We start from the raw sequence: 21,149 nt of genomic DNA, 5'->3' as shown, positions 1-21,149 counted from the left end.
CCTGCCGTCGGCGTGTCACTCCGCGGCGCTGACGTCGGTCACGCCGGCCAGCTCGTCGCAGACCGTCTCGTGCCCGAGCAGGTCGCCGGCGCGGTAGGCCGCCCGCCCCACCATGTGCGCACCCGTCGGGGCGGTCAGGAACTGCACCGCGACCACCAACATGAGCTCGGTGATGTCGGCCGGGTCGTCGACCTGCAGCATGCCGGCCAGGGCGATGAGCAGCAGGCCGAGGGTGGCCGGCTTGGTGGCTGCGTGCATGCGGGCGTAGACGTCGGGCAGGCGCACCAGCCCGATGCCGGCGACCAGGCAGAGGAACGCGCCCAGGACCAGGAGCACGCCGGCGACCACGTCGAGGACCATCACGCCCCCCTTCGCTCGATGAAGCGGGCGACCATCACGGTGCCGAGGAATCCGAGGACCCCGACCACCACCATCAGTTCGAGGTAGATGCCTCGTCCCGTGCTCACCGTGTAGACGCCCACACCACAGGCGAGGAAGACGAGGAGGAGGTCGGTGGCCACGATGCGGTCGGCCAACGACGGGCCGATCACGAGGCGGACCACGCACAGCAGGGCGCCGGCGGACAACAGGGCCATGGCGGCGACGACGGCGACGATCACGGTGCGACCTCTCTCATGCGGCGGCGGTCCTCGTCCGAGCCGAATGCGCTCACGGCCAGGCGTTCGAAGCTACGCCCGTCGGCCCGGACCGACTCGGCGTCGGTGAGGTTGAGCACGTGCACGTAGAGCACGACGGTCGCCCGGTCGTCTCCGGCGGCGGACGCAGGAGGAACGGGGCGGCGTTGGGAGACCCCACCGATCTCGACCGTGAGGGTGCCCGGTGTGAGGCTGATGGCGTTGCCCACCAGGGTGGCGATCACCGGGGAGTGGCTCACGAGGGGGACGGCGACGATGCCCTCGGCGAGTCGCAGCCGGGGCCGCAGGACGTCGCGCACGACCTCCCAGGTGGCCACCACCAAGGCGCCGGCGAACACCGCGAGGAACCGGGCCCCGGCGACGAAGCGCGGGGTGCCCTCGTCCTCGGCCGTGACCACCCTCGGCCCGCTGGGGAAGAGCCACGACACGGCCGCGGCGACGAGGACGCCGCTCAGCAGGTTGCCGACGCTGGGCTCTCCCCACAGGGCGACCCACACCGCGACCAGCACGACGAACCGGGTGGTGCCCCGGAGGCGCTCGACGATGCTCATCGGCCCATCACCGCCGAGATGTACCCGGAGGGGTCGATCAACGTCTCGGCGGCCCGCTCGCACAGGTGGTAGATGGGCCCGGCGAACACGGCGATGGCGAGGGTGACGCCGACGAGGGCGATGGTGGCGCCGTTCATGACCCAGGGGCTGCGCAGCCGGGCCGGGCCGTGGGCCACCAGCTCGGTGGGGTGCTCGGCCTGGCCCCAGAAGACGCCGTTCCAGATCTTGGCCATGGAGAAGAGGGTGAGCAGGCTGCCCACCAGGCTCACCGCCACGATGGTGTACTGGCCGGCGTCGAAGCCGGCGTCGATGAGGGCCAGCTTGCCCACGAACCCCGAGAACGGCGGGATACCGGCGAGGCTCAGCGCCGCCAGGGCGAACAGGCCGGCCACGAGGGGCGAGCGGCGCAGCAGGCCCCCGACGCGGTCGAGGGCGGTGGACCCGGCCCCCTGCTCCACCAGGCCGCTGGCGAGGAACAGGCTGGTCTTCACCGGGATCTGGTGGACGAGGAACAGCACGGCCCCGGCCAGGCCGGCCACGGTGAACAGTCCGAGGCCGAGGACCATGTAGCCGATCTGGCTGACGATGTGGAAGCTCAGGATCCGCTTCATGTCGTTCTGGGCGATGGCCCCCAGCACCCCGACGATCATGGTCAGCCCGGCGACCACCAGCAGCAGGGTGGAGGGCTCCCGCTCGGGGAACATCAGCGTCTGGGTGCGGATCACCGCGTACACGCCCACCTTGGTGAGCAGCCCGGCGAACACGGCGGTGACGGCCACGCGAGCGGTGGGGTACGAGTCGGGCAGCCAGTTGAACAACGGGAAGATGGCGGCCTTGATGCCGAAGACGACGAGGAAGAGCAGCCCGAGCGCCGTCTGCAGCCCTCCCGGCAGCTCGGGCACCTTCTCGGCCAGGTCGGCCATGTTCACCGTGCCGGTGGCGGCGTAGATCAGCCCCACCCCGGTGAGGAACAGCATCGATGCCAACAGGTTGACCACCACGTAGGTCATCCCGTGGCGCACCTGGGCGCGCCGGCCGCCGAGCGTGATGAGGACGTAGCTCGACGTGAGGGTGATCTCGAAGGCCACGAAGAGGTTGAACAAGTCGCCGGTGAGGAAGCTCAGGGCGATGCCGGCGGTGAGCGTGAGGTACACGGGGTGGAAGGCCGACAGGTCGTCGGTGCCGCGCTGGCCGATCGAGTACACGAGCACGGCCAGGATCGTGACCAGCCCGACCACCAGCATCATCGAGGCGAACAGATCGGCCACCAGGCTGATGCCCACCGGGGCGGGCCACCCGCCGAGGGTGACCGAGGCGATGCCGTCGCGCTCGACCAGCACGAGCACCACGATCGCCACCACCAGCGAGGCGGTGACGCCGACGAGGGAGAGCACCCGCTGGGCGGTGCGCGAGCGAGCGGCCACCACGGCGAGGGCGGCGAACACGAGGGGGATGGCCACGGTGGCCGGGAGGAGGAACCTCACCGCCGGTCGCCTCCTGCCGCGTCGTCCGAGGAGGCAGCGGCGGACGACGCCGGGTCGCCGGCCTCGTGGCGCCCGAAGAGCTCCACGATGCGACGGTCCTCGAGGTCGTCCTCGACCTCGTCGTCGCCGGTGAGCTGGTAGCTGCGGTAGGCGAGGGCCAGCAGGAACACGGTGATGCCGAAGGTGATGACGATGGCGGTGAGGGCGAGCGCCTGGGGCACGGGGTCGGCCACCTGGCTGCCCTCGTCCATCACGTCCGAGAGCGGGGGCAGCCCGGCCCGGCCGCCCGCCACGAGCAACATCAGGTTGGCGCCGTGGCTCAGGAAGGCCAGGCCGATGATGATGCGCGTGAGGGTGCGCTGCAGCAACAAGAAGACACCCACGCCGTAGAGCACGGCCACGATGGCGGCGACGAGGGTCATCGATCGTCCTCGGTGGGAGCGCCCAGAGCCTCGAGAATCGAGACGATGACCCCGACCACCACGAGGAAGACGCCGATGTCGAAGAACAAGGCGGTGGTGGTCTTGACCTCCCCGATCACCGGGAGCGTCGCCTTCAGCAGGCGGTGCTCGAGGAAGGCTCCCCCGTCGGCCAACAACACGAGTGCGGTGCCCACGGCCACGAGCAGGCCGACGCCGAGGAGCACCGAGGACGGGACCCGCAGGGAGCGGCGCAGCTCGGCCGCGCCCCCCGCCACGTAGCGGGTGGTGAAGGCGGCGGCGGCCACGAGACCGCCGATGAACCCGCCCCCGGGCTGGTTGTGGCCGGCGAAGAGCAGGTAGAGCGACACGACCAGCAGCACCTGGAACTCGGCGCGGATGACGACGTCGAGGATGGGCGACGAGGGCCGCATGGGACGAGGGTCGTCGGAGATCACGAGGTCGTCGTGGTCCGCCTCGGTGCCGGGTTCGGTGGGTTCGTGGCTCATCCCACGCCCCCCGACTCGACCTTGGCGCTGCCCGGCTCGGGGACGTCGACCGACTGGTCGACCGGGACCGGATGGGAGAGCCCGTCGTCGTCCCCGTCGCCCCCCTCGCCGTCGCCGGTGCCATCGGGGCGGCGACGGCCCGCGGCCACCAACGCCACGATGCCGAGAGCGGCCACCACGATCACGGTGATCTCCCCCATCGTGTCGAAGCCACGGAAGTCGACCAGGACGACGTTGACGACGTTGCGCCCGTTGGCCTCGACCTCGGCCCGGGCCAGGAACTCCTCGCTCAGGGTGGCGTCGCCCGCCGACGAGGCGGCACTGGCCCCCCCGGCGGTGAGGTCGGTGTCGCGCACCCCGCTGGCGGTGATGAGGAAGACGAACACGAAGGCGGCCACCAGCACGCCCATCGCGGCCGGGAGGACCCGACGCAACGGGACCCTCGTCGGGGCGAAGCGTTCGGGGAGGTGGCGCAGAACGAGCACGAAGGCCACGATGCTGAGCGTCTCGACCAGGACCTGGGTGAGGGCCAGGTCGGGCGCCCCCTGGACGAGGAACAGGCCCACGACGGCGTAGCCGGCCGCACCGAGGAAGAGCACGGCGACGAAGCGGCGGTGGGCGAACGCCGCGGACAGGGCCGTCACCACCACGATGACGGCCAGGACCACCTGCAGGGGCGAGTCGACCCACGAGGGCCAGACCTCCGGACCTCCCACCGAGAGCAACGGGACCAGTGGGGCAACCACGGCGGTGAGCACGATGACGGCCAGGTACACGGGCAGCGAACCGCTCTGGGTGATGGCCGTGAGGCGCCCGGATCCCTGGAGCAGGCCGGCCAGGGATCGTTCGTAGACCAGCAGGGCGCTGGGCACGTGGGGCATGGCCTCCTGAACCCGCTCGACCCGGCGGCGGGCCAAGAAGAGCACGGCGCCTCCGGCGATGACCAGGGCCGAGAGGCCGAGCGCGGCGTTGAAGCCGGACCACAGGTGCAAGCTGACGCTGCCGTCGCCGTAGCCCAGCGCCTCGAGCCCACCGCCCACGAGGGGATCGGCGAGCATCGGGGCCACCCCCAGGACGAGACCGATGACCCCGAGCACGACGGGCGCGCCGGCGAAGAGGGCAGAGGGGTGCGCGGCGTCGGCCCCGACGGTGGTGCCGTCGGGCCCGTGGTCCTCGGCCGGGCCGAAGGCCCCCCACAGGAAGCGGGCGCTGTAGGCCACCGTGAACATCGAGCCGACCACGATCGCCGTCAGGATGGCGATGTGAGCCGGAGCGTTGGGCTCGAGGTAGCCCTTGAGGGCGTACTCCTTGGCGATGAAGCCGAAGAGGGGCGGGATGCCGGCCATCGAGGCGGCCGCCAGGGCGGCGGCGCCGGCGACGATCGGCCAGCGCCGGCCGAGGCCGCTGAGGCTGCGCAGGTCACGGGTGTGGGTCTGGTGGTCGACGATGCCGACGGTGAGGAACAGCGAGGCCTTGAACGCGGCGTGGGCCAACAACAGCACGCACCCGGCCAGGGCGGTCTCTTCGGTGCCGGCACCGAAGAGGATCATGAGCAGACCGAGCTGGCTGATGGTGCCGTAGGCCAGCACCAGCTTGATGTCGTGCTGGCGCAGGGCCCGGTAGCCGCCGAGGAGGAGGCTGGCGGTGCCGGCGCCGAGCACCATCCAACGCCACACGCCGAGGGTGGCGAAGGCCGGGGAGAAGCGGGCGACGAGGAACACGCCGGCCTTCACCATGGTGGCCGAGTGCAGGTAGGCGCTGATGGGGGTGGGGGCGGCCATGGCCCCGGGCAGCCAGGAGTGGAACGGCACCTGGGCCGACTTGGTGAGGGCGCCGAGCAGGACCAGGCCGACGCCGACCGACACGGTCGTGCCGGAGGGTGGCGCGGCCACGATCTCGCTGAGCGAGTAGGTGCCGGCCGCCTGGCCGATGAGCACGAGGCCCCCGAGCATGGCCAGTCCGCCGCCCCCGGTGACCAACAGGGCGTGCAGGGCGGCCGACCGGGCCGACGGCATCTCGTCGTTGGTGCCCACCAGGAGGAACGAGGTGATGCTCGTGAGCTCCCAGAACCCGAACATCAACAGCACGTTGTCGGACATGACCAACCCGAGCATCGAGCCGGCGAAGGCCAGCAGCACCGCCGCGGTGCGAGGAACCTCGGGACCCTCGTGGAAGTAGCTGGCGGCGTACCCGAACACGAACACGCCGATGACCCCGACCAGCACGACGAGCAGCAACGAGAACTGGTCGAGGCGGAAGTCGATCGCCAACCCCAGCTCGGGCACCCAGCTGTACGCCTCGGTCCAGGCGCCGTCATCGCGCAGCCTCACGCCGGCGAACGCGGCATAGACCACGGTGACCAGCGGCGCCACCCCCGCGAGCCAGAAGACCCGCGTCCCGAGGTGTCGCCCGACCAGGGCCACCACCACGGCCAGCAGGCCGTAGAGCGAGACGAGAGCGAGCAGGGCGTGCCTCCTTGGACGGACGCGGGGGGTTCGGGTCGCCGACCAGACTTCCCGGCACACCGTTCCGTAGTGATCGACGCTTCTCGGGACTGGGTCTAGCGCTGCGGAGTCTCGGCCCGATTTCGCGAAGATGTACCGATTCTGACGCCGGAACGGCGAAAGCCTAGTGCTCCGCCCCCCACCGGCCTGACACCGGGAACGACGCCGGGATCACCTCTCCTCCGGCTCGGCGCGCACCGCTTCCGAGCCCCGCCGGGCGGCGGCCGCCGCCGAGCGGTAGACGACCAGGCGCACGGCGGTGCCGGCCCCGGACGGCCGGATCTCGGACTCGTCGGTGAGCTCGCGGATGATGGGTATGCCGAGGCCGTGCTCGTAGTCGAGACGGGACGGGTCGGTGGGCGACGGCACCACCGGGACCCCGCCCGGGTCGAAGCCTCCGCCCTGGTCGAGGACCTCCACCTCGATGCGCTCCTCGTCGAGATCGCAACGGATCACGATCCGCTCGTCGGCGCCGAGGTCGGCGTGCGATTCGACTGCGTTGGTGGTGGCTTCGGAGACCGCCAGGCGCAGGGCATCGATGCGCTCGGTGCGGAAGCGGGGCTCGACCGCGGCCGCGGCGGCCACGACCTGGCGGGCGAGGGCCAGGTACTCGGCCCGGGCGGGGATCTCGAGACGGATCTCCCCCACCGGCCGGCCTCAGTCCGAGACGACGGCCGCGATGGCGGCTTCGATCGTGTCGTGGAGGGGCATGATGTCGCTCAGGCGCGTGATCTCGAACACCTTCGCCACCTGCGGTTCGGTGCGGGCCAGGGCGAGGTCGCCACCGGCCGCCCGGACCCGCTTGAGTGCCCCGAGCACCACCCCCAGGCCGGTGGAGTCGAGGAAGTCGACCCCCGCCAGGTCGATCACGATGGTGGTGCGCCCCGCCGAGGCCAACGACACGAGCTCCTGGCGGAGCCGAGGCGCCGACGCCATGTCGAGCTCGCCGGTCACGGCGACGATCGTCACCGCGTCGGCGCCGGGAGCGGCCGAGACATCGAGGGCGAAGTGCACACACAGCTCCGGGGAGGGTCGGGCGGCCGAGGAGAGGGTCCCCGCGAGCGTAGTGCCCGACGCGACCCCGCCCGGGCCCGCGCCGCCGGCTCCTGGACCACGCGACCGTACGGGTGTTCACCCCGCTAGGGTGGCGCGATGGCCCTTCCCGCCGATCCGGGCCTCGAGTCGTTCTCCGCCTCGTTCGGCGACGATCCCCGACTCGTGCACGTCGAGCGCATCCCGGCGCGTCCGGCGCGCACCGCCGAGCTGGCCCACCCCCTGCCGGCGCCGGTCCTGGCCGCGCTGGGCGTCGACCACTTCTGGTCCCACCAGGCCACGGCCATCGACCTGGTCCGGGCCGGGCGCTCGGTGGCGGTGGCCACCGGCACGGCGTCGGGCAAGTCGTTGTGCTTCCAGGCCCCCATCGCCGAGGCGGTCAGCGAGGGGTTGCGCCCGTCCACCGCCCTCATGATGTTCCCCACCAAGGCCTTGGCCCAGGACCAGCTGCGCTCGTTGAGCGAGCTCGAGGTCCCCCGCCTGGTGGCCGCCACCTACGACGGCGACTGCACCCCCGAGGCGCGCACCTGGGCGCGGGCCAACGCCAACGTCGTGCTCACCAACCCCGAGATGCTCCACACCGGGCTCCTCCCCCACCACGCCCGGTGGGCCACCTTCTTCATGCGCCTGCGCTACGTCGTGGTCGACGAGCTCCACACCCTGCGAGGCATCTTCGGCAGCCACGTGGCCCACGTCCTGCGCCGTCTGCGGCGCATCTGCGCCCACTACGGCTCGTCGCCCACGTTCATCTTCACCTCCGCCACCCTGGGAGAACCCCACCGTCTGGCCTCCGAGCTCTGCGGCCTGCCCGTGGAGGCGGTCGTCGACGACGGCTCACCGCGCGGCGAGCGCCTGTTCCTCGTCTGGAACCCCGGCGCCGACCAGGAGGCGACGGGCCGATCGGTCTCGTCCTCGCGCGACACCGCCGAGCTCATGACCTCCCTCGTCGAGCACGGCCACCGCACCATCGCCTTCTGCCGGTCCCGCAAGGGCACCGAGATCGTGGCCGCCGACGTGGGCCGGCGGGTACGCACCGACCTGGCCGAGACCGTGCGGGCCTACCGCGGCGGCTACCTCACCGCCGAGCGGCGCGACATCGAGCGGCGCCTGTTCAGCGGCCGCCTGCGGGGGGTCGTCGCCACCAGCGCCCTCGAGCTCGGCATCGACGTGGGCGGGCTCGACGCCTGCATCCTCAACGGCTTCCCCGGCACCGTCGCCTCCATGTGGCAGCAGGCCGGCCGCGCCGGGCGTGAGGCCCGCACGTCGATGGCCATCCTCGTCGCCGGCGACGACCAGCTCGACCAGTGGTTCGTGCACCACCCCGACGAGCTCTTCCGGCGTCCTCCAGAGCCCGCGGTGGTGAACCCGGCCAACACCCACACGCTGTGGCCCCACCTGGCCTGCGCCGCCTACGAGCTCCCCCTCACCCCCGCCGACGAGCGGTGGTGGCCGGGGCTGCTCGACGACGGCGTGCGCGACCTGGTGCTCGACGACACCCTCCGACTCCGGCCCCCCCACCACCGGCGCGGTCCCGCCGCCGTGTGGGCCCGGAGGGGATGGCCGTCGCGGGGGGTGGGGCTGCGCAACGCGGGAGGCGAGGAGTTCCGCATCGCCGAGGCCGACGGCACGCTGGTGGGCACCGTCGACGGCGGCCGGGCCTTCCGGCTGGTGCACCCCGGGGCGGTGTACCTCCATCAGGGTCGGGCCTGGAAGGTGACCGACCTCGACCTCGACGACCGGGTGGCCCTGGTCGAACCGGCCGACGGCGGCGAGTACACCCAACCCCGCACCACCACCGAGATCAGCGTGCTCGGCCAGGAGCGACGGCGCCGTGTCGGGGCGGCCGAGCTGGCCCTGGGGCCGGTGCGGGTCCGCTCCGAGATCATCGGCTACCGCCGCCTCGACGCCTTCACCGGCGAGCTGCTCGGGCTGCACGATCTCGACCTACCACCGAGCGAGCTGGTCACGAGGGCCTTCTGGTACGCCATCCCCGACGACGTGCTGCACGCCGCCGGCCTCGCCGCGGGCGACGTCCCCGGCGCCCTCCACGCCGCCGAGCACGCCGGCATCGGCATCCTGCCGCTGTTCACCATCTGCGACCGCTGGGACGTGGGGGGTGTGTCCACCCCGATGCTCCCCGAGACGGGGCAGGCCACCATCGTCATCTACGACGGCTACCCGGGCGGGGCGGGCGTGGCCGAGCTGGGCTTCGACGCCGCCGACCGTCACCTGGCCGCCACGCTGGAGGTCATCGAGCAGTGCCCGTGCGTCGACGGCTGCCCGTCGTGCGTGCAGTCCCCGAAGTGCGGCAACGGCAACGAGCCCCTCGACAAGCACGGGGCCGCCGCCCTCCTGCGCTCCCTGCTCGGGTCCGAGTCCGACCTCACCTGACCTCACCTGACCTCACCTGGCTGCCTCCGCCCGGCACCGAGCTCCCTGCGGGTCGCGCTCAGTCCGGGTGCTCGACGCGCATCACGGTGCGGGCCTCGAGGCCGACGTCGGGTAGGAGGAGGCCGACGAGGGGCACATCGGTGCGGTTGACGTGGCGGACGGTCGCTTCGAGGCGGCGACCGCCGTCGAGCAGCCGGGTGCTCACCTCGGTCTCGTCGGGGTGGAACGACCCCGACAGGCGCGCCGCCCGCGCGGCCGAGCCGGCCCGGTCGTTCGCGGCCTCGGCCACGACGGCAGCCCGAGCCGCTTCCCGGGCGGCGTGCACGACCATCACCTGGTCGCGCAGCACCAGGCCGACCTGCAGCACGAGCAGCACCACCAGCGCGACGAGGGGGAGGACCATGGCCAGCTCGACCGTGGCCTGACCACCGTCGGCGGGGGTCCCGGCGAAGGCCCGAGCGGACCCACGGCCCTCCCTCCTCGCCACGTCAGCGCACCTTGCCGATGACGTCGTTGACGACGGTGTCGAACAGCTTGCCGATGGCACCCGACTGGGTGGCCCAGGCCACCAGGAGCAGGGCGATGCCCGCCGCCCCGAGGAGGACGAGGGCGTACTCGGCGGTGGTCTGCCCGTGGTCACCCCGCCGACGCAGGGGGGCCTCGGCGGGGGGAGGTGACGGGTCGAGGGCGCGGAGGAGGGCCATGTGGGCCCGCACGATGAGAGTGGTCATGGACGGAATCGCCTTTCGGAACGAGAACGCAGGGCACCGGGGTGCCGAGTGGCCGTCGGAGGTGACGACGAAGGGGACGTGACGAGGAGCTGCGAGGTCAGGGCGAGCCGAGGGCGGGGAGCGAGCCGGCCAGCAAGGGCACGACGGCGAGCAGGCCGAAGGCGGGCAGCACGCACATGACCAGGGGGAACAAGAGTTGCACCGGCAACTTGCGGGCTCGCTCCTCGGCTCGGCGCCGGCGGAGCAGCCGGGCGTCGACCGCCACCCGGTCGAGCGCCGCCCCGAGCGGTGATCCGTAGCGGGCCGCTCCGGCGAGGGCGGCGACGAGGGGCCGGGCTTCGTCGCCGAGGTCGGCGAGCTCGTCGAGGGCATCGCCGAGGCGGATGCCCAGGGTGACCCTCCGGCACACCTCGTCGAGCGCCGGCCCGAGCGGCGCGGCCGCCCGGGGAGCGACCACCTCGATGGCCTGGTGGACCGACAGCCCCGCCCCGACAGCCAGCCGGAAGAGGTCGACCACGTCGGGTAGCACGGCTCGCACCGCCGCCCGATGGACGAGGGCGGCGCGCCGGCGGTACCAGTGCGGCGCGACGAGGAGCACCCCCACGACGACAGCCGCCACCAGCGGACCGGCGACGACACCCACGAAGGGGCCGAGCACCAGTGCGGCGCCGACCACCAGGTCGGCCGCCGGATCCACCTGCCGGCCGAGCGCTCTGCGGGCCAGACCACCGAGCTCGCGGATGGGACCGATGAAGGAGCAGCCCGACGGCCCCACCGCGCGAGCCGGCTCGGGGCCGTCGGTGAGGGGCCGGGCGCGGACGGCCCCGACGCGTCGCCGGACCGCACCGGAGCGCAGCGACCCGACGACGGGCGACAGGACGACACCGGCGACGATCGCCCCCACCACCACCACCGCCGTCACGTCGCCCGCCGGATGGTCAGGTGCATCCACGCCGCCCCCACGGCGTCGAGCAGGAGCCCGGCGACGACGCAGGCCCACCCCAGCGGCGTGCCCAGGAGGAAGGCGGCGATGCGCTCGTCGGCGCTGGTGGCGAGCACGGCCACCACCACCGGGGCCACCACCAGCACCACGGCCGAGGCTCGCGCCTGCGACGACAACGCCCCCACCTCGCGTTCGAGCGCCACCCGGTCGCGAAGCGTGTCGGCCACCCCGTCGACGACCACCGCCGTGGTGCCACCGGTCTCGGCGGCCAACACCAGGGCCGTACCCGCCAGGCGACGGGCCCCCGACGGGGTCGGGCCCATCCAGGTCTCCACCGCGGCGCCCAAGGGGGTGCCCCGGCGCACGGAGCGGGCCAGCACCGCCGCCGCCGGGTCCGCTCGATCGAGCCGCGAGGCCCCGGCCTCGGCGGCCACGACCACCGCGGTGGCCAACGTGGTCCCCGAACGCAGCTCGCGGGCCACGGTCTGGAGCAGCTCGGGCAGCTCCCGGTCGGTCGAGCGACCGTCGACCCCCAGCACGGCGCGGAACCGGGCCACCGCGGCGGCCAGGTCGAGGGGGGACGGACCGCCTGGACGCGTCGATCGGTCGCGCCACGAGCCCCGGCCTCCACCGGGACCGTCGGTACGAGCCCGACCGGGGCGGTCGGCGCCCAGGGCCGACGACCGATGACGGGTTCGCAGGATGGCACCGACCTCGGGCACGCCACCGAGAGCGACGGACGCGGCCACCGTGGCCAGCGCGACGACGAGGCCGACGGCCGCGGCGCTCACTGCTGGCCCTCCAGCCACGTCGGCGACGGGGGGTGGGCGCCGGGAGAGCGAACCGCTCGGAGGGGCAGCGCGACGAGATGGCCGGCGTCGTCGGTCAGCGATCGCGCCACCAGGGGACCCGCCGGATCATCCGCCGGGAGGACCTCGGCCACCGCGACCACCCGACGACCGCCATCGGGACGGCGAGCGATCTGCACGACCAGGTCGACCGCGGCCCGCAGCTGCTCACGCACCGCCGCGTGCGGCAGCGCCACGTCGCCCATGAGCACGAGGGTCTCGAGGCGGCGCAGGGCGTCGACCGGCGCGTTGGCGTGGCACGTCGACAGCGACCCCTCGTGGCCGGTGTTCATGGCCTGCAACATGTCGAGCGCCTCCCCTGCCCGCACCTCGCCCACCACGATGCGGTCCGGTCGCATGCGCAGGGCGTTGCGGACCAGGTCGCGGACCCGCACCTCGCCATGGCCCTCGGCGCTGGGTGGCCGGGCCTCCAGGCGCACGACCTGGCGACCGGGCAGGCGCAGTTCGGCGGCGTCCTCGATGGTGATCACCCGTTCGTGGTCGGGGATCTCGGCCGCCAGGGCGTTGAGCAACGTCGTCTTGCCGGCTCCGGCACCCCCGGAGACGATGAGGTTGGCCCGGGCCCGGACCGACCAGCGCAGCAACGCCACCACCCCGGGGGTGGCCACCTCGTCGAGCGGCACCCGCCGAGCACCGAAGCGGCGGATGGTCAGGCACGGGCCGTCGACGGCGAGCGGGCGCACCACCACGTTGACCCGGGAGCCGTCGGGCAGACGGGCGTCGACGAGGGGGTTGGCCCGGTCGACGTGGAGGCCCAGCGGGGCCACGATCCGTTCGGCGAGCGCCAACGTCGTGGCCTCGGCGAGGACCAGCTCGGTGCTCACGAGCCGTCCGTGGCGCTCCACCCACACCTCCCCGCCCCCGTTGACCATCACCTCGTCGACCGCAGGGTCGGCGAGCAGCGGCTCGAGCGGGCCCAGGCCGTCGACCCGGGCCCTGACCTGCTCCACCACCTCGTCGACCCGGCCACCGGCGAGGAGCGGGTCGTGCTCTCGGGCCAGGGCCCGCAGACGGCGGCGCTGCTCGGCCGGGCTGACCGCCCGGGACTCCGCAGTCGGCCCGTCGAGCAGCTGACGGTGCAGGCGGGTCGTGAGCTGCGCCGCCCTGGCCTCGGGGTCGCCGTCGGGGTCGGTCATCTCGCTCCGGGTCACGGGCTGGCTCATGCCGCGTGGCGCAGCGCACGGCTGAGCCGGGTGGGGACCCGCGTGCCGAGCGACCCGCTGTCGACGGCTCGGGCGAAGGCCGGGTCGACCGGGACGTTGGCCAGGACGGGCACGTCGAGAATCGCCTCCACGTCGTGGACACCGAGGGACCGACCAGGTTCGTCGACGAGGACCACACCCGACGGGCGCAACGGCATCGAGGCCGCTCGTCGCAGGGCCAGGTAGCAGGGGCGGGTGACCAGCAGCGACACGGTGGCGGACCCGGCCAGCACGCGGGCGACGTCGGCGGCGGCCCCCTCCGAGCCGGCCCCGGGCAACGTGCCCGCGTCGACCACGACGGGACGGGCGTCGGCGGCCAGGAGCTCGGCGAGCACCTCGGCCCGCCAGGGGTTGGTGAGCGCCCCCCGGCCCCTGGGCACGAGCCGCACTCCCCGACGGACGGCGATCTCGAGGCGGGCGAGGGCGTCGGCGGGCACCGCCGGCCCGGCGGCGAGCCATTCGGCCACACCCGGGCCGTCGAGGTCGGCGACCCCCAAGGCGGCCGGCAGGTCGCCGGCGGCGTCGACCATGACGACCTCGCCGTCGGCCCGACGGGCGAGCACGTCCGCCACTGCGGCGGCGACCGTCGTCGTCCCCGAGCCGCCCTTCGCCGCCCAACAGGTCACCAGCATGGATCCTCCCGACACACCCGGCCCGGGGCCGGCGCGAACTGCGGTGTGGGCGGTGACCGGGCACGAGGCCACACCGCGAGGAGGGGAGGAGAACCGGCACCGTAGAAGCCACCCTCGTCCCGGTCAAGGGTCACCACGGCGTCGCATGACCCCGACGGGACGGGTCTCGCCCGTACCCTGGCCTCGTGGAGGCGGCCTTCTTCGACCTGGACAAGACGGTGATCGCCAAGGCGTCGATGGTGGCGTTCGGCCGCCCGCTGCGCCGTGCAGGCATGATCGACCGGCGCCTGTTGGCCAAGGCGGTGTGGAGCGGCCTGGTCTTTCGCTACCTCGGCGCCGACGAGGCCCGGCTGCTGCGCTTCCGCGAGTCGGCCCTGCGCATCACCAAGGGCTGGGACCGCTCGCTCATCGGCGCGCTCGTCGCCGACACCCTGCCCGACGTGATCGAGCCGATCATCTACGACGAGGCCCTGACCCTGATCCGAGAGCACCGGGCCGCGGGGCGCCGCGTCTACCTCGTGTCGGCGTCACCGGAGGAGATCGTCGAGCCCCTCGGGCGCTTCCTCGGGGTGGACGAGTCCATCGCCAGCCGGGCGTCCGTCGACGCCCAGGGCCGCTACACGGGGGAGGTCGACTTCTACGCCTACGGGCCCTTCAAGGTCGACGCCATCGAAGCCGTGGCCGAGCGCGACGGCATCGACCTGGAGGCCAGCTACGCCTACTCGGACTCCGCCACCGACCTGCCCATGCTGGGCTGCGTCGGCCATCCCGTGGCCGTGAACCCCGACCGGGCCCTGGCCCGTGAAGCCCGGGCGCGGGGCTGGGAGGTCCTCCAGTTCCACACCATCGTCCCCCTGGGCGATCGGGTGCCCATGCCGGGCCCGGGACGCGTGGCGCTCACCGCAGCCGCCGTGGCTGGGGGCGCGCTGGGGGCGACGGCCGGGTGGTGGGTGCTGCGCCGCCGCCGTGCGACCGGAGCCCGACGGCCCCCGACGCGACGGCCCGCCGGGTGGGTCAGGCGTCCTGCAGCTTCTTGACCGCGAAGGCGGCGAGGGCGAGGACGACGACGATGACGAGGAGCTTCTTCATGGGGAGAGCATAGGGCGCGCCTCGCCACCGAGCGAGTGGCCCGCGCCCGACCGAGCGTGATCGCACCCCCGGCCGACGGCTCGACGCCACCCCGCGGTTCGAGCCCGACCGCCTGGGATCGGACCGGTAGGGTCCCGGGCGGAGGTGTCTGCTGGCCTGGTGGCAGCCCCCGCCTTCAAAGCGGGTGGTGCAGGCGATCCCTGCACGGCGGGTTCGATTCCCGTCCACCTCCGCCACCGAGCCCAGCGACCCGGGAGGACACATGCCCCACGAGGTGCGAGGAGTGGTGGTGCGGGCCAAGGACGCCCCTGCCACCGTCGAGACGATCGTCGTGCCGGACCCGGGACCCGGTGAGGCGCTCGTGGCCGTGCAGGCCTGCGGGGTCTGCCACACCGACCTGCACTACAAGCTGGGCGCCATCGGCGACGAGTTCCCGTACCTGCTCGGCCACGAGGCCGCCGGGATCGTCGAGGCGGTCGGCCCGGACGTCGAGCAGGTGGCGCCGGGCGACTACGTCGTCCTCAACTGGCGGGCGGTGTGCGGCAACTGTCGGGCCTGCCGGCGGGGTCGACCCCAGTACTGCTTCGCCACCCACAACGCCACCCAGAAGATGGCCCTCGCCGACGGCACCGAGCTGAGCCCGGCGCTCGGCATCGGCGCCTTCGCCGAGAAGACGCTGGTGGCCGCCGGGCAGTGCACGCCCGTGGACCCCGCGGCCCGTCCCGAGGCAGCCGGGCTGCTCGGCTGCGGGGTCATGGCCGGCCTCGGCGCCGCCCTGTTCACCGGAGAGGTCGGTCCGGGCGACAGCGTCGCCGTGTTCGGCTGCGGCGGGGTCGGCGACGCCGCCGTCGCCGGAGCCCGGCTCGCCGGAGCCACCACCGTCATCGCGGTGGACCTCGACCCCGGCAAGCTCGAGCTGGCCCGGTCGTTCGGCGCCACCCACACGGTCGACGCGTCGAGCACGGATCCGGTGGAGGCCATCAGGGCCCTCACCGACGGCAACGGCGCCGACGTGTGCATCGAGGCCGTCGGCCACCCGAAGGTGTTCGAGCAGGCGTTCTACGCCCGTGACCTGGCCGGCACGGTCGTGCAGGTGGGGGTCCCCGATCCGGAGATGCGCATCGACCTGCCGATGATCGACTTCTTCGGGCGAGGCGGGCGCCTCAAGCCCAGTTGGTACGGCGACTGCCTGCCCTCGCGGGACTTCCCGATGCTCATCGACCTGTACCTGCAGGGGCGCCTCGACCTCGACCGCTTCGTCTCGGAGACGATCGCCATCGACGGCGTCGAGGACGCCTTCCACCGCATGGAGCGCGGCGAGGTCCTGCGTTCGGTCATGGTCCTCGGGGGGCGGTCGTGATCGAGCGAGTCGTCACCTCCGGCACCTTCACCCTCGACGGGCAGTCCTTCGACGTCGACAACAACATCTGGCTGGTCGGCGACGACCACGAGGTCTTCGTCATCGACGCCGCCCACGACCACCAGCCCATCGTCGACGCCGTCGGCGGGCGCAAGGTGGTGGCGGTGCTGGCCACCCACGGCCACAACGACCACATCAACTGCGCCGCCGCCCTCGCCGATGCCGTGCACGCACCGGTGCACATCCACCCCGACGACCTCATGCTCTGGGAGGTCGTGAACCCCGATCGGCCCCCCGACGCGCTGCTCCACGACGGCGAGCGCCTCCGAGCCGGTGGCGTGGAGCTCGAGGTCATGCACACCCCCGGTCACTCCCCCGGAGGCTGTTGCTTCCACGACGCCGCCGACGCGGTGGTGTTCAGCGGCGACACGCTCTTCAACGGCGGCCCGGGCGCGACCGGGCGTTCGTTCAGCGACCGGCCCACCATCGTGCGCTCGATCACCACCCGGCTCTTCGCCCTGCCGGACGAGACCGTGGTCCACACCGGACACGGCGACTCCACCACCATCGGCGCCGAACGCCCCAACGTCACCACCGAGAGCTGAGGCTCAACCGGCGTCGTCGCGCTCGATCCTCACGACCCGACAGCTGAAGTCCGCCGAGGCCGGTGCCTGCGATGACGCCGTCCATTCGACAGTCTCGCCGGCGGGCACGTCGTCGACCACGACCTCGCGCCGGGCGACCTCGGCCCCCATCTCCGACCCGGACCCTTCGTGGAAGGTCACGGTCAGCACGTAGTCGACCGGTGCGTCCTCGGGGTTGATGAGCATCCCGCTGGTCACCATGGCGCCGTCGCCGTCGGTCTCGCACAGGCCCAGGCGGACGTCACGTTGGGGCGGCTCGTCGATGTCCTGGCTGGAGGTGGCGATGCCCGTCTCCTCGACGATCTCGGCGAGGATCTCCCGGCGTTCGTCGGCCGAGCTCTCGCCACCGATCACCCCGATGAGGGTGAGGCTGACCACCACGATGACCGTGAACGCCATCAGGGCCCCCACCACCAGCCCGACGAGCAGGCAACCACCTGGCAGCCGCCGCGGGGGCGCGCCAGGCGGTCGGTCGACGTCGTCGCCCTCGCTCATCGTTGCCCGAACGGATGCGTGGATCGAGTCGGGGAGCTCAGACCGCCAGCAGGTCCCGGGCGCCGGTGTCCGAGGACGGGTGCCGCAGCTTGGACATGGCCCGAGCCTCGATCTGGCGGATGCGCTCACGGGTGAGGTTGAAGTGCTCGCCCACCTCTTCGAGGGTGCGGGGCTCGCCGCGATCGAGACCGAACCGGAGCTTGAGGATCTCGCGCTCGCGCTCGTCGAGAGGCGACAGCAGACGAGAGATCTCCTCGGGCAGCAGCGCGGTGGCGGCCACCTCGAAGGGCGATTCTGCGGAGCGGTCCTCGACGACGTCGCCCAGCTCGGCGTCGCCGTCCTCGCGGAGGGGCTCGGAGAGCGAGAGCGGTTCGGCGGCGAAGCGGAGGGCCTCGGTGACCTTGTCCTCGGGCATCTCCACCTCGGCGGAGAGCTCGGCGAGGGTGGCCGGGCGGCCGAGCTTGAGCTCGAGGCGGGCCCGGGCCTTCTGGAGGCGGGCGAGGGTGTCGCCGGCGTGCACGGGGAGGCGGATGGTGCGACCCGTGTTGGCGATGCCGCGGGTGATGGCCTGGCGGATCCACCACGTGGCGTAGGTCGAGAACTTGAAGCCCTTGCGCCAGTCGAACTTCTCGACGGCGTGCATCAGCCCGAGGTTGCCCTCCTGGATGAGGTCCAGCAGGGGCAGGCCGGAGGCCTGGTACTTCTTGGCGATGGACACCACCAGGCGGAGGTTGGACTGCACGAAGGTGCGCTCGGCATCCTCGCCCTGGCGGACCGACCGGCGCAGCTCGCGCTTGCGGGCCGCGGTGAGGTCGACGGCGGCGTCGAGCTCGGCTCGGGCCTCGGCCCCGCCCTCGATGGCCTGGGCGAGGCGGACCTCGTCGTCCTTGGTCAGCAGCGGGTACTGCCCGATGTCGGTGAGATAGAGGCGGACCAGGTCTTCCTCGTCGCGCTCGACTCGCTCCTTGGCCACTACGTACCTCTGGTTCGCTGCTGATGTGACGAGCATCGAAGACGATCCCCGGGGTCTCCCGTGATCGCAACGACAGCCTTGGGCCTTCTCACGATACCGGGGCGGTCAAGTGGCCCCACCCCGGAGGCGCCCATCGGGCCCCGACCCCTGTCAGGGAGCGGGTTCGGAGCGTTCGCCGACGCTCCCCGGACCCACGATCCCCCCGGCCGCCACCACGGCCGCCTCGACGCCGGCCACGAGGTCCGCCAGGCCGGCGACCCGCTCCGGCGCGGCCACCAGGGCCTCGAGCAGCCGTTCGCCGTGGCGCAGGTCCGCGACCAGGTCGTTCGTCGCCATCTCGAGGTGCCGTCGGGTGGAGGCTTCGGTGAGGGGATCGGCCCAGTCCAGGTGGGCCGTGTAGGCGGCCAGGAGGCGGGGCAGCAGGCAGCGGTGGACCGCCGCCAGCTTCTCGGCGGTGCGGTCGGCGCCCTCGGCCGGGCTCAGGGCCGCGAAGACGGCGTCGACCCCGCTCGGTGCCACCACCAGGGCGTCGGCCCCCGGTGGGGCGGTGGGGAGCAGCTCGTGCCAGCGCAGGGCCCGCCAGGCGGCGTGCTCGGCGTGCTCGGCGACCATGGCCTTGGCGTCGGGCTCGGTGATCTGGCCGGCCCAGGCCCCGAGGAGCCCGAAGAGGCGCTGTTCGACCCAGCAGTAGGCCCCGAGGCGGGCGGCCGCCCCCTCGGCGGTGAGGGCGTCGTCGGGCGCGACGGCCGACCACGACGGTCCACGCACCGGACGAGAGCCACTGGTCATGTTTCGCAGACTAGTGATCCACCGGGCGGCGGCCCGGCCCGTCACGTCGCGCCCCGGCCGCCTCCGGCGGGCGCCGCGGCCCTCAGGCCTCGTAGCGGTTGGTGATGGGCAGGCGCCGGTCCTTGCCGAAGCCCTTGGTGGTGACCCGGGGCCCCGGCGGCGACTGGCGGCGCTTGAACTCGGCCCGGTCGACCAGGCGGGCCACCCGCTCGGCCAACGCCGGGTCGGCCCCGTCGGCCACGATGTCGGCCAGGCTCCGGTCGCGCTCGACGTAGTCGGCGAGGATCGGGTCGAGCACCTCGTAGGGCGGCAGGCTCTGGTCGTCACGTTGGTCGGGCCGCAGCTCGGCCGATGGTGGCTTCACCAGGGTGTGGCGGGGGATGCGGTCGGTGCCGGCGACCTCGTTGCGGTGCTCGCAGAGCCGGTACACGAGCAGCTTGCTGACGTCCTTGATGACGGCGAAGCCTCCGGCGGAGTCGCCGTAGAGCGTGGAGTAACCCACCGCCGCCTCGCTCTTGTTGCCGGTGTTCAGCAACAGCCATCCGAAGGCGTTGGACAACGCCATCAGCACCACGGCGCGCACCCGGCTCTGCAGGTTCTCCTCGGTGAGGCCCAGCGGGTGCCCGGTGAAGGCCGGCTCGAGCATCCCCATGAGGGCGGTGTGGGCCGCCTCGATGGGCACGGTGCGGTGCTCGATGCCCAGGTTCTCGGCCAGCTGGCGGGCGTCGTCGACCGAGTGCTCGCTCGAGTAGCGCGAGGGCATGAGGACGCCGTGCACGTGGTCCGGGCCCAGGGCGTCGACGGCGATGGTGGCCACCAGCGCCGAGTCGACGCCGCCCGACAACCCGACCACCACGTCGGTGAAGCCGTTCTTGCGCACGAAGTCACGGGTGCCGAGCACCAGCGCCTCCCAGACCTCGGCCTCCTCGCCGAGGGGTGGGGCCACGCCCGGGGGCGCGGACGACGGCCGCTCGCCGGGGCGGGCCGACGGGCCCTCGACCACCGCCAGCGGCTCGGTGGACCGGCGGGCGGCCACTGCGACGTCGACCACGGCGAGGCCCTCGCGGAACTGCGGCATGCGGGCCGACACCGTCCCGCCGGCGTCGACGACCATGGAGTCGCCGTCGAAGACCAGCTCGTCCTGTCCCCCGACCTGGTTGACGTAGACGAGGGGCACACCGGACTCGAGGGTGCGGGCCGCGAGGGTGCGGGCCCGGCCGTCACGCTTGCCGGCGTGGTAGGGCGAGGCGTTCACGTTGACGACGATGCCGGCGCCACCGCGGGCCAGCTCGGCGACCGGACCGTCGGCCACCCAGGCGTCCTCGCAGATGGAGACGCCCACGTCCACCCCCGCCACCCGGAACAGCCGCAGGGGTTCGCGACCCGGCACGAAGTAGCGCTGCTCGTCGAACACGGAGTAGTTGGGCAGCCGCCGCTTGCGGTAGGTGCCGAGCACCCGACCCTCGGCGCAGACGGCCACCGCGTTGTAGAGGCCGGCGGGGCGGGCTTCGATGTCGTGGCCCTCCGACGACCAGGCGTCGATGTCGTCGACGTCGACGAAGCCGACCACCGCCACGCAGGATCCCGACCGCTCGGCCACGCGGGCCACGGCCTCGAGGTTGTCGCGCACGAAGCCCTGTCGCAGCAGCAGGTCCTCGGGCGGGTAGCCGGTGACGGCCAGCTCGGGCAGGGCGACCAGGTCGCACCCGGCCGACTCCGCCTCGCCCATGGCGGCGACGATGCGCTCGACGTTGCCCGCCAGGTCACCGACCACGGGGTTCATCTGGGCCAGGGCGACTCGCAGCTCGGACATGGTCCGACCTTACGGCCCCGTCGATCCCGACCCATGCCCTCC

24 protein-coding genes and 1 tRNA gene are annotated in these 21,149 nt (G+C 73.1%); 5 read left to right on the top strand and 20 right to left on the bottom strand.

Annotation, left to right across the window (positions count from 1 at the left end):
* Nucleotides 1-15 precede the first annotated feature (15 nt).
* From mnhG to LUW87_RS12305, 9 genes are all read right to left on the bottom strand, one after another.
* Nucleotides 16-360 (bottom strand): monovalent cation/H(+) antiporter subunit G, encoded by a 345-nt coding sequence (gene mnhG, locus LUW87_RS12345; RefSeq protein ID WP_232671478.1) that lies wholly within the window; start codon nt 358-360, stop codon nt 16-18.
* Nucleotides 360-620: an MrpF/PhaF family protein gene (locus tag LUW87_RS12340; RefSeq protein WP_232671477.1), complete on the bottom strand. Its 261-nt coding sequence runs from the start codon at nt 618-620 to the stop codon at nt 360-362. Before LUW87_RS12340 ends, mnhG begins: the two co-directional genes overlap by 1 nt.
* Nucleotides 617-1,207 carry a Na+/H+ antiporter subunit E gene (locus tag LUW87_RS12335; RefSeq protein WP_232671476.1) on the bottom strand — a complete coding sequence of 197 codons (591 nt, stop codon included), beginning with the start codon at nt 1,205-1,207 and terminating at the stop codon, nt 617-619. The genes LUW87_RS12340 and LUW87_RS12335 overlap by 4 nt, the downstream gene beginning before the upstream one ends.
* On the bottom strand, nt 1,204-2,691 hold the full coding sequence (locus LUW87_RS12330) for a Na+/H+ antiporter subunit D (protein WP_232671475.1): 1,488 nt from the start codon (nt 2,689-2,691) through the stop codon (nt 1,204-1,206). Before LUW87_RS12330 ends, LUW87_RS12335 begins: the two co-directional genes overlap by 4 nt.
* Complete coding sequence (locus tag LUW87_RS12325; protein ID WP_232671474.1) at nt 2,688-3,113, bottom strand: Na(+)/H(+) antiporter subunit C; 426 nt, start codon at nt 3,111-3,113, stop codon at nt 2,688-2,690. The genes LUW87_RS12330 and LUW87_RS12325 overlap by 4 nt, the downstream gene beginning before the upstream one ends.
* Nucleotides 3,110-3,619, bottom strand: coding sequence for an MnhB domain-containing protein (locus tag LUW87_RS12320; protein ID WP_232671473.1), 510 nt, complete (start codon nt 3,617-3,619; stop codon nt 3,110-3,112). Before LUW87_RS12320 ends, LUW87_RS12325 begins: the two co-directional genes overlap by 4 nt.
* Nucleotides 3,616-6,048, bottom strand: coding sequence for a hydrogen gas-evolving membrane-bound hydrogenase subunit E (mbhE, locus tag LUW87_RS12315; RefSeq protein WP_232671472.1), 2,433 nt, complete (start codon nt 6,046-6,048; stop codon nt 3,616-3,618). Before mbhE ends, LUW87_RS12320 begins: the two co-directional genes overlap by 4 nt.
* A 246-nt stretch (nt 6,049-6,294) precedes the next feature.
* A complete protein-coding gene (locus LUW87_RS12310) occupies nt 6,295-6,771 on the bottom strand; it encodes an ATP-binding protein (protein ID WP_232671471.1) in 477 nt (158 codons plus the stop codon).
* 9 nt (nt 6,772-6,780) lie between these two features.
* A complete protein-coding gene (locus LUW87_RS12305) occupies nt 6,781-7,137 on the bottom strand; it encodes an STAS domain-containing protein (RefSeq protein WP_232671470.1) in 357 nt (118 codons plus the stop codon).
* Nucleotides 7,138-7,275: 138 nt separating this feature from the next.
* Here LUW87_RS12305 and LUW87_RS12300 point away from each other — a divergent pair, with 138 nt between their 5' ends.
* The gene (locus LUW87_RS12300; RefSeq protein WP_232671469.1) at nt 7,276-9,567 is read left to right on the top strand and encodes a DEAD/DEAH box helicase; all 2,292 of its coding nucleotides are present in this window, start codon (nt 7,276-7,278) and stop codon (nt 9,565-9,567) included.
* A gap of 58 nt (nt 9,568-9,625) precedes the next feature.
* On the opposite strand, the gene LUW87_RS12295 is transcribed toward LUW87_RS12300, so the two are convergent.
* The 6 genes from LUW87_RS12295 to LUW87_RS12270 form a co-directional block, all read right to left on the bottom strand.
* Nucleotides 9,626-10,054 (bottom strand): TadE/TadG family type IV pilus assembly protein, encoded by a 429-nt coding sequence (locus LUW87_RS12295; RefSeq protein ID WP_232671468.1) that lies wholly within the window; start codon nt 10,052-10,054, stop codon nt 9,626-9,628.
* 1 nt (nt 10,055) lies between these two features.
* Nucleotides 10,056-10,298: a DUF4244 domain-containing protein gene (locus LUW87_RS12290; protein ID WP_232671467.1), complete on the bottom strand. Its 243-nt coding sequence runs from the start codon at nt 10,296-10,298 to the stop codon at nt 10,056-10,058.
* Between the two features lie 97 nt (nt 10,299-10,395).
* Nucleotides 10,396-11,250, bottom strand: coding sequence for a type II secretion system F family protein (locus tag LUW87_RS19295; RefSeq protein ID WP_232671466.1), 855 nt, complete (start codon nt 11,248-11,250; stop codon nt 10,396-10,398).
* Nucleotides 11,217-12,032, bottom strand: a complete 816-nt coding sequence (locus tag LUW87_RS19290) for a type II secretion system F family protein (RefSeq protein WP_232671465.1) — start codon at nt 12,030-12,032, stop codon at nt 11,217-11,219. The genes LUW87_RS19295 and LUW87_RS19290 overlap by 34 nt, the downstream gene beginning before the upstream one ends.
* Nucleotides 12,029-13,261, bottom strand: coding sequence for a TadA family conjugal transfer-associated ATPase (locus tag LUW87_RS12275; protein ID WP_232671464.1), 1,233 nt, complete (start codon nt 13,259-13,261; stop codon nt 12,029-12,031). The genes LUW87_RS19290 and LUW87_RS12275 overlap by 4 nt, the downstream gene beginning before the upstream one ends.
* A gap of 8 nt (nt 13,262-13,269) precedes the next feature.
* Nucleotides 13,270-13,944 carry a hypothetical protein gene (locus tag LUW87_RS12270; RefSeq protein WP_232671463.1) on the bottom strand — a complete coding sequence of 225 codons (675 nt, stop codon included), beginning with the start codon at nt 13,942-13,944 and terminating at the stop codon, nt 13,270-13,272.
* Nucleotides 13,945-14,129: 185 nt separating this feature from the next.
* Here LUW87_RS12270 and LUW87_RS12265 point away from each other — a divergent pair, with 185 nt between their 5' ends.
* Nucleotides 14,130-14,981, top strand: a complete 852-nt coding sequence (locus LUW87_RS12265) for an HAD family hydrolase (protein WP_232671462.1) — start codon at nt 14,130-14,132, stop codon at nt 14,979-14,981.
* Here the strand turns inward: LUW87_RS12265 and LUW87_RS12260 are convergent.
* Nucleotides 14,959-15,099: a hypothetical protein gene (locus tag LUW87_RS12260; protein WP_232671461.1), complete on the bottom strand. Its 141-nt coding sequence runs from the start codon at nt 15,097-15,099 to the stop codon at nt 14,959-14,961. The two genes, LUW87_RS12265 and LUW87_RS12260, sit on opposite strands and share 23 nt — an antisense overlap.
* A gap of 74 nt (nt 15,100-15,173) precedes the next feature.
* Here LUW87_RS12260 and LUW87_RS12255 point away from each other — a divergent pair.
* The 3 genes from LUW87_RS12255 to LUW87_RS12245 all read left to right on the top strand — a co-directional run bounded on the left by LUW87_RS12255 (nt 15,174) and on the right by LUW87_RS12245 (nt 16,998).
* Nucleotides 15,174-15,269, top strand: a tRNA-Sec gene (locus tag LUW87_RS12255).
* A gap of 26 nt (nt 15,270-15,295) precedes the next feature.
* Nucleotides 15,296-16,393 (top strand): S-(hydroxymethyl)mycothiol dehydrogenase, encoded by a 1,098-nt coding sequence (locus tag LUW87_RS12250; RefSeq protein ID WP_232671460.1) that lies wholly within the window; start codon nt 15,296-15,298, stop codon nt 16,391-16,393.
* A complete protein-coding gene (locus LUW87_RS12245; RefSeq protein ID WP_346742559.1) occupies nt 16,393-16,998 on the top strand; it encodes an MBL fold metallo-hydrolase in 606 nt (201 codons plus the stop codon). The genes LUW87_RS12250 and LUW87_RS12245 overlap by 1 nt, the downstream gene beginning before the upstream one ends.
* Nucleotides 16,999-17,001: 3 nt before the next feature.
* Here LUW87_RS12245 and LUW87_RS12240 read toward each other — a convergent pair whose 3' ends face one another.
* The 4 genes from LUW87_RS12240 to LUW87_RS12225 form a co-directional block, all read right to left on the bottom strand.
* On the bottom strand, nt 17,002-17,532 hold the full coding sequence (locus LUW87_RS12240; RefSeq protein ID WP_232671458.1) for a hypothetical protein: 531 nt from the start codon (nt 17,530-17,532) through the stop codon (nt 17,002-17,004).
* A gap of 37 nt (nt 17,533-17,569) precedes the next feature.
* Nucleotides 17,570-18,505, bottom strand: a complete 936-nt coding sequence (locus LUW87_RS12235) for a sigma-70 family RNA polymerase sigma factor (protein ID WP_232671457.1) — start codon at nt 18,503-18,505, stop codon at nt 17,570-17,572.
* 150 nt (nt 18,506-18,655) lie between these two features.
* Nucleotides 18,656-19,294: a hypothetical protein gene (locus LUW87_RS12230; RefSeq protein WP_232671456.1), complete on the bottom strand. Its 639-nt coding sequence runs from the start codon at nt 19,292-19,294 to the stop codon at nt 18,656-18,658.
* Nucleotides 19,295-19,376: 82 nt separating this feature from the next.
* Entirely contained in the window at nt 19,377-21,107 is a 1,731-nt protein-coding gene (locus tag LUW87_RS12225; RefSeq protein WP_232671455.1) for an NAD+ synthase, read from the bottom strand.
* Nucleotides 21,108-21,149: the final 42 nt, after the last annotated feature.

Origin of the sequence: Rhabdothermincola salaria (assembly GCF_021246445.1) — a bacterium.
Lineage (GTDB): Bacteria > Actinomycetota > Acidimicrobiia > Acidimicrobiales > Acidimicrobilacustridaceae > Rhabdothermincola_A > Rhabdothermincola_A salaria.
The sequence above is the reverse complement of the archived record's forward strand: the minus strand, read 5'-3'. Positions and strand labels throughout refer to the sequence as shown.

Coding starts and splice junctions, on each gene's coding strand:
- LUW87_RS12335 (WP_232671476.1), bottom strand. CDS start 1,207: ATGAGCATCGTCGAGCGCCTCCGGGGCACCACCCGGTTCGTCGTGCTG.
- LUW87_RS12250 (WP_232671460.1), top strand. CDS start 15,296: ATGCCCCACGAGGTGCGAGGAGTGGTGGTGCGGGCCAAGGACGCCCCT.
- LUW87_RS12300 (WP_232671469.1), top strand. CDS start 7,276: ATGGCCCTTCCCGCCGATCCGGGCCTCGAGTCGTTCTCCGCCTCGTTC.
- LUW87_RS12290 (WP_232671467.1), bottom strand. CDS start 10,298: ATGACCACTCTCATCGTGCGGGCCCACATGGCCCTCCTCCGCGCCCTC.
- mnhG (WP_232671478.1), bottom strand. CDS start 360: ATGGTCCTCGACGTGGTCGCCGGCGTGCTCCTGGTCCTGGGCGCGTTC.
- LUW87_RS12325 (WP_232671474.1), bottom strand. CDS start 3,113: ATGACCCTCGTCGCCGCCATCGTGGCCGTGCTCTACGGCGTGGGTGTC.
- LUW87_RS12225 (WP_232671455.1), bottom strand. CDS start 21,107: ATGTCCGAGCTGCGAGTCGCCCTGGCCCAGATGAACCCCGTGGTCGGT.
- LUW87_RS12230 (WP_232671456.1), bottom strand. CDS start 19,294: ATGACCAGTGGCTCTCGTCCGGTGCGTGGACCGTCGTGGTCGGCCGTC.
- LUW87_RS12270 (WP_232671463.1), bottom strand. CDS start 13,944: ATGCTGGTGACCTGTTGGGCGGCGAAGGGCGGCTCGGGGACGACGACG.
- LUW87_RS12240 (WP_232671458.1), bottom strand. CDS start 17,532: ATGAGCGAGGGCGACGACGTCGACCGACCGCCTGGCGCGCCCCCGCGG.
- LUW87_RS12320 (WP_232671473.1), bottom strand. CDS start 3,619: ATGAGCCACGAACCCACCGAACCCGGCACCGAGGCGGACCACGACGAC.